This is a genomic window from Dyadobacter flavalbus (assembly GCF_006149045.1).
Taxonomy (GTDB): Bacteria; Bacteroidota; Bacteroidia; order Cytophagales; family Spirosomataceae; genus Dyadobacter; species Dyadobacter flavalbus.
Genome location: NZ_VBSN01000067.1, coordinates 1 through 4,274, shown reverse-complemented (window position 1 = coordinate 4,274; position 4,274 = coordinate 1). Strand labels below are relative to the sequence as shown.

4 protein-coding genes are annotated in these 4,274 nt (G+C 43.8%); 2 read left to right on the top strand and 2 right to left on the bottom strand.

Translation table 11 applies throughout. The features are described from left to right. Positions 1-189 precede the first annotated feature (189 nt). Positions 190-1,485: a Tn3 family transposase gene (locus FEM33_RS21875; protein WP_161597213.1), complete on the top strand. Its 1,296-nt coding sequence runs from the start codon at positions 190-192 to the stop codon at positions 1,483-1,485. Positions 1,486-1,681: 196 nt separating this feature from the next. Here the strand turns inward: FEM33_RS21875 and FEM33_RS21870 are convergent, their stop codons facing one another. Further along, entirely contained in the window at positions 1,682-2,440 is a 759-nt protein-coding gene (locus FEM33_RS21870; RefSeq protein WP_138280696.1) for an SDR family NAD(P)-dependent oxidoreductase, read from the bottom strand. A gap of 227 nt (positions 2,441-2,667) precedes the next feature. Further along, positions 2,668-3,630: a YsnF/AvaK domain-containing protein gene (locus FEM33_RS21865; protein ID WP_161597212.1), complete on the bottom strand. Its 963-nt coding sequence runs from the start codon at positions 3,628-3,630 to the stop codon at positions 2,668-2,670. A 184-nt stretch (positions 3,631-3,814) separates the two neighbouring features. Between FEM33_RS21865 and FEM33_RS21860 the strand changes: the two genes are divergently transcribed. Next, positions 3,815-4,036, top strand: a complete 222-nt coding sequence (locus tag FEM33_RS21860) for a hypothetical protein (protein WP_138280698.1) — start codon at positions 3,815-3,817, stop codon at positions 4,034-4,036. Positions 4,037-4,274 lie beyond the last annotated feature (238 nt).

The following is a 4,274-nucleotide window of genomic DNA, read 5'->3' as shown; positions in this document are numbered from 1 at the left end:
TGGATAGATATCATTTCAGAGCGCACCAGGGAATAGATCGAAAAAAGCCTGCAGAGCTGTTTGAAATGTGCGCCTAAAACAACTAACAAACCTAAATTAGTGGTCTAACATAATCGAGGTATCATACAAATACTGGCCGACGGTGGTGATATCCGTCTGGACGATGATGGAGAATTGTTAGTAACACCCTTGAAAGCAGATGAAGTGCCCGAATCGGTAAAAGCACTTCGTGCTGCGGTTGACCGTTTATTACCGCGGGTAGAGCTAACGGATCTGCTGGTGGAAGTAGACAACTGGACAGGATTTTCCAATGAGTTGACAGGCCTGGAAAATGAAGCCAGGAGTAAAGACCATCAGACATTATTGTATGCAGCACTTTTGGCAGGGGCATGCAATATTCCATTGGCCGAAATGGCCCAAAGTGCGGGACTTGACTACCAGGCACTTTGGTGGGTATCTACCAATTACATCAGGGAAGAAACGCTCAAACGCGCAACAGTCCGGCTGGTTAATTATCAGCACGAACTTTGGCTGTCATCTTATTGGGGCAGTGGCACGTTGTCTTCTTCAGACGGACAACGCTTCCCAGTTAGTGGTAAGATCCGCAATGCACAGTCCATCCCGCGTTATTACGGCTACGGGAAGGGTTATACGCTAATCACACACACATCAGATCAGTATGCTCAGTACGGTAGCAAATCTGTTCCATCCACTGTCCGGGATGCCACTTATGTCTTGGATGAAATACTGGGTAACGAGACAGACTTGGAAATTGTAGAGCACACCACGGACACAGGAGGTTATACGGATATCATTTTTGCTCTGTTCAATTTATTGTGGCTCCTATTTTCGCCCAGGCTGCGCGATCTTTCAAACCAAAGCCTTTGCCGTATTAAGGGAATGGACCTAAAATATCCCTCTCTCAAATTCACTTCAAATTTCCGTCCGGAATATGTCCGGGCCAGGTGGGATGATTTATTACGGGTAGCGGCAACATTAAAAAGCGGATGGGTCACTTCGTCTTTGCTAATCAGTAAATTACAAGGATATCCACGTCAACATCATTTAACCACACTCTTGCAAGAGTACGGAAAACTGGTTAAAACGACCTTCATACTCCGTTACTTACAAAGTCAGCCGTTGCGCCGCCGTATCCATGCCCAGCTTAACAAAGGTGAACAGCTGCATGCACTTCGCGCCTGGCTTTGGTTTGGTGGCGATGGACATCTTAGGCGAAAACAGGAAGATGCCCAGCAAGAGACTGCTGGTTGTTTAAACGTTCTGACAAACCTGGTTGTGGTTTGGAATACGATTTATACACAGGAAGTACTTAAAAAACATCAAGCGGATGGCAACACGGTCGATGAAAATGATTTTGAGCATCTTTCTCCAGCCAGGTTTGCACATATTAACCGGTTGGGTAGATATACTTTTCAAAAAGTAGAAAAATTTGAGGACAATGGTTTACGACCATTAAGGTCATGAATCCTTACCGCTATTCTTTGTCCATTTACTAAAAGAACCCCACACTGAAGGCCTTTAATTAAGATCAATTTATTCAAAGAATGTGGAAAGTTTAAACACGGTTCAAACGTACTATGTTAAATAGAATTTAAATTTAATTACATCTATTGGTTCTCTTACCAGTTACAATTCTATTATAACTACAATGTCCCTATTGCTAAGCAGGAAATGCTACTCCGCTTATCCTTTCACAGAAAGAAAGGAATTGGTTCTGGACATTGGCATCGTCTGCCTGACGCAGGTAACAATCCTGCTTTTGATGGTGAAAATACTGACCGCTTACTTTTGCATGAACATCGCTACTTTCTGCCAGCCACACCTGGGTTGCAAAACCTTTCATTAAATTATCAGGTGCTCCGGGCCCACCCATTTTTGTGGGTACCCAGCCGGGATCTACCGCATTAGAATAAACCTTGGGCCACTGGCAGGCAACAGCCATTGCCATAATTAAGTTGTGAAATTTAGAATCAGAATAGCTGACACTTAGGTTATCAATTTCCAGGCCTTTCAAATCTGGGTCTGCTTGCTTATGCATTCCCGAACTAAGATAAACCAAGCGCCTGGGTTTTTTAATCAGGCAAGTCAGGATGTAAGGTGCTAGGCTGTTAACAGCAAATAGTAGCGGCAAGCCGTCTTGGGTAAGTTTACCTTCTGGCACCTGGAATACTGCTGCATTGTGTATAACAGTATCGAAATCACCTAATTTGTTGACTTGATAAGCAAGATTTTTGGTTTCTTCGATACTGGATAGATCCCCGGTTAGTATGGTCTCAGCCCCTGGTACCCTAGCCAGTCCATACTTTGCACGCGCTGGGTTACGTGCATGCAAAACCACACTATGCCCTTTGTGAACCAGCGCATTTGCCGCCAGTTGCCCCAGCCCATCGACTGAGCCGGTAATCAATATCCTTGCCATATAAATATTTACTTATTTGTGATCTGCTTAACTTTATATATGAAGGGTAGTAACTACTGCCCTTGTATGTTTTAAGTTCATGTAATTGCAGATCAGCTTGTTCTTAATGTTAATAGGAGTTTTAAGATCTTAATTCTTCTTTGAAGTCAATGCTGTTTTTGTAACCAATTTGGGAAAACAAAGCCCCTGCTAAAAGCAGAGGCTAGAAAATGTTTTAGAGCTGACAGTTATAAACCTGACCCTGACTTTCTTAATCTTTCCTGTTCTGTAAGGTCCTCTACATCCACTTCGGTTTTACGGACGGTTTCATTAATGAGCTCATCGTGCTCTTCCACTGTTTTATTCAAGCTCACTTCCTCCACTACGCGTGCTTCTTTGCTGACCACAGGGACTTCCGCATACTCCTTTACTTGGAATGTACCTTCTTTGAAGGTGTCAAAATCTGAATCTGACGCAATGCGGTCAACAGGTGTCCTGTCCACGGTGACCTGCTCCTGGCGAAGACGGATGCCTTCCTGAACTGGACGCGATACGATGCGGCTCCTCAGACGCACACCACCTGTCTGTACCTGACGCTTGCCAACCTGCAGTTTTTCCTCAATTATAGGGAGTGAAGCAGTAGTGTCATCAGAAACAGAAGATGCATTCGGCAGGGCTTCAGCATACGTCTGGTTAGGGGAATACCCAGCTGCACTTTCATTGACATCAACTGCCCCGTATTGATCAAGGATCGCCGCAGCAGCTTCTGCTTCGTTGGCGCTGGCTGCATGTACAGTTACAATGGTTCCGCGCTTTCCTGCTTCTGAGTAACGTTTTGTCTCTTCTTCATCACCATCGAAAAGATCCCTAAAGAAGTTCCCGATACGGTCTGCTAGATCTTCATTATGGTCACTGCCCGAAGTTTTGCCGGCTTCTGAGGTGTATGATGCAGTTTCGATATCGACATCTGCGTCAGCAAACCCGTTTGCCAATAAATTATTCTGCGCCTGCTGGGCATCACTTTCATACTCGAAAATTCCTATTACTGTATTGGACATGATTTCTCTTTTTAAGTTTTTGGTTAATTGATTTCCTGGCGTATTTAAATAATTGTGCCTGATGGTTGACTTGATATACTGAATGAATTCTTTTTGCGCTATCGTTATGTCTTCAATGGTGATCTTACCTTTTAAAAATTGATTCTTCTTCAATAACCTGTTTGCATACTTGGCTTGGCCGGTTTTAAGACACTCAGTGACCAGCATCAAAAGCTTTTAAAGACAGGCTTCTGCCATGACGTTGAACTGGCATCAAGGTTGTTTTTGGATTTTATCAACGGTAGCTATCGCTGTGTCTGCGAGATGGTCAACGGTTCCCTTAACTTTGTCTGCATAAATGTCTACAGCACTTTTTGCTTGCCCTGCTACTTCACCAAGCTTTCCCTTGGCGGCATCAGCAGCTTCTGATTCAGCTGCGGCAAGCTCCAAAGCCGCTATTTTTGGCTTTATCGGCCCATTGATTGATGTGGCAGCAGCTGGTTACGGAGCTAAAAAAGGAACAAATTCCAAAGATGGCCCTAGTCAATATGACCGTGCTGTACAATATAGGACAATATAAAAAGTGGCAGGTCATACCTTTTTCCCTACCCCTGAAGGATTAAACAAAAGAATGGTCCAATCTTGCCGGATCTGACAAATAAGTCCTGAAATCCTGTCCCTGAACAATAGGGAGCAAGGTAAAAGATCAGTGTTTCTTCTACAAACCCATTTTGTGGTATGATATTTCTGAATACAACAGATATCAAGCTTTGAAAATGTTATGGAGCTTATTTTTGAGGCCATGAAGCTCTTTAAGG